This window comes from Streptomyces sp. 15-116A, assembly GCF_025290915.1.
GTDB lineage: Bacteria > Actinomycetota > Actinomycetes > Streptomycetales > Streptomycetaceae > Streptomyces.
In genome coordinates, this window is sequence record NZ_JAOCQE010000463.1 from 1 (window position 1) to 2,797 (window position 2,797).

The following is a 2,797-nucleotide window of genomic DNA, read 5'->3' on the forward strand; positions in this document are numbered from 1 at the left end:
GACCGGCTGCCGCTCAGCCCCAACGGCAAGGTCGACCGCCAGGCCCTGCCCGCGCCACAGGCCCCGCCGTCGGTGCCCGCCCCGGCCGCCGGGGGTGATCCCGCGGCGGCGCGTGTCGCGGCCGTCTGGGCGGACGTCCTCGGCCTGCCGGCCGTCGGGCCCGACGACGACTTCTTCGCCCTCGGCGGCGACTCCTTCGCGGCCGTCCGGGCGGTACGGGCCGTCGCCGAGGCGCTGCCGGGAGCGGGCGCCCTGCGGGTGGTGGACCTGTTCAGCAACCCGACCGCCGCCGGTCTGGCCGCCCGGGCCGTGGAACTGTCCGGAAACAACAGCGATCTGACAGAGCATCGGCTACTGCACCGGTTCACCTCTCCGTCCGCCGGCGCCCCGGCCGCGCTCACCCTGGTGTGCTTCCCGCACGGTGGCGGTGACGCGATCGCCTACCAGCCGCTCGCCGCACATCTCCCGCCGCACATCGAACTGGTGGCCGTGTCCCCGCCCGGCCACGATCCGCTGAACCCGGGGCCGATGCTGCCGGTCACCGAGTTCGCCGAGCTCGCCGCCCGCGAGATCGCCCGCGGCGTCACCGGGCCGTTCGCGGTGTACGGGCACTGCGCCGGGGTCGTCACGGCGCTGGAGACCACCCGGGTCCTGGAGCGCGACGGACTGCGGCCGGTCGCCCTGCACCTCGCGGCCGCGCTGCCGGAGGACGACCCCGCCTTCGCCCTGGAGATGGAACGTGTCTCCACCGACGACGACCTGGTCGGCTACCTGACCACCATGGACGGCTTCGACGGCGTCCTCGACGACAGTGACCTGTCGGCCGTGCTGCGCATGGTCCGGCACGACATGACGGAGGCCGCCCGCTTCTTCGCCCGGACCCCCGACGGCTACGCGCAACCGCTGCTCACCCCGCTGACCTGCGTGATCGGCGACGCCGACGACGCCACGCGCGGCTACGAGGAGGGCTATCGCGCCTGGGGCCGGTACGCCCGCGACCTGCGGCTCGCCGTGCTTCCCGGCGGCCGCCACTACTTCGCCAAGCATCTGCCGGACCGGCTCGCCGCCCTACTGGCCGAACTGCACCGCAACGGAGGAACCCATGTCTGACCTCGCCGAACGTCTCGGCCGGCTGCCCCAGGGACAGCGCTCCCGCCTGCTGGGCCGGATGCGCAACCAGATGACCGCCGGTGTCGGTCACCGCAACGAACTCAAGCGGGCCGATCACGGGCCGCGCTCCCGCGCCTCCTTCCAGCAGGAGCAGATGTGGTTCGTCGACCGGCTGGGCGCGGGCAAGGCCCGCAACAACATAGCCCTGGCGATACGCCTGGACGGCCCGCTCGACCGGGCGGCGCTGCACGAGGCGCTCAACGCCGTCGTGGCCGGCCACCAGGTGCTGCACAGCAGGCTCGTCGAGGTGGACGGCGTGCCGTGGCAGGAGCCCGTGCCCGCTTTCGTCCTCGGCGTCCAGACCAGCGACTTCGCCGGCGGTGACGACCCGGACCGGGACCTCGCCGAGCTCGTCGCCTCCTGCGCGGCGGCACCCTTCGACCTGGCCGCGGCCCCGCCCGTGCGGGCCCATCTGGTGCGCCTGGGCGAGGAGCGGCACGTCCTGCTGTGGGTGGTGCATCACGTGGTCTGGGACCCGGGTTCCACCCGGATCTTCACCGAGGAGCTGACCTCCTGCTACGCCGAGGCCGCCCAGGGCCGCCGCCCGCAGGCCGGTGAACCGCCCGTCGAGTACGCGGACTTCGCCGCCTGGCAGCGCGCCAAGCTGGACAACGCCGAGCACCGCAGGGCCCTGGCCGACAAGTGGCGGCAGCTGCTCGCCGGCGCCGCGGCCACCGAGGTGATGCCCGACCATCCGCGCAGCCCCGAGACCCGCGGCGACGGCCGTGGTCTGACGCTGACGCTGGAGCGGGAACTGCTGGAGAAGCTGCAGGGGGTGGCGGAGGGCTGCGACACCACCGTCTTCACCACCGTGCTCGCCGCCTTCAACGCGCTGCTGCGGCACTGGACGCACACCGAGGACGTCGTCGTGGGCACGGCGAGCGCGTCCCGGCCGCACCCGGACCTGGAGCGGGTCATCGGCTGCTTCGTGCAGATGATCACCCTGCGCACGGAGGTCGGCGACGGGCTCACCTTCCGCGAGCTCGTCGCGCGCACCGCGGGCACCGTGATGGACGCCTTCACCAACAGCGAGCTGCCCTTCGAGCAGGTCGTCGAGGCGGTCCGGCCGGTCCGTGACCCGCTGCGCCACCCGCTGTTCCAGATCGAGTTCACCTCGCTGGGCCGCTGGGGCACGCACACCACCGAGGCCGGCGGGGTCGGGTTCGCCGTGGAGCAACTCCACGACGGGGCCGCCAAGTTCGACATGAGCTTCCTCGTCGGCGAGAACGACGGCCTGGAGCTGTCGCTGGAGTACAACACCTCGCTGTACCGGCACGGCACGGCCTCCGCGCTGCTCGGGGCGTTCCGGCGGGTCATCGAGCAGGTCGCGCTGGACCCCGACCTCCGGATCGGCGAGCTGAGCCTGGTGGAGGAGCCGGCCGCCTCCCGGCACGCCCGGGAGCTGTCCCGGGGCGGTCCCGTCGACGAGAACGCGTGGACGACCACGCTCGACCGGGCGTTCCGCGAGCGGGCCACCATCGGACCGGACGCCGTCGCCGTCCGGCACGGCGCGACGACGCTGGACTACGCGGCCCTGGACCGCTGGTCGGAGGCGATCGCCCACCGGCTGCGCGACCGCGGCGTACGGCACGGCGACCCGGTCGCCGTCTGCCTCGGGCGCGGCCCG

General features: G+C 74.0%; 2 protein-coding genes. Both read left to right on the forward strand.

Features of this window, described 5'->3' with window-relative positions:
- Positions 1–1,110: thioesterase II family protein (locus N4P33_RS34385; protein ID WP_260830840.1), on the forward strand; the 1,110-nt coding region annotated here is incomplete at its 5' end.
- The coding region (locus N4P33_RS34390; RefSeq protein ID WP_260830841.1) for a condensation domain-containing protein at positions 1,103–2,797 on the forward strand (1,695 nt) is incomplete at its 3' end. The genes N4P33_RS34385 and N4P33_RS34390, both read left to right, overlap by 8 nt.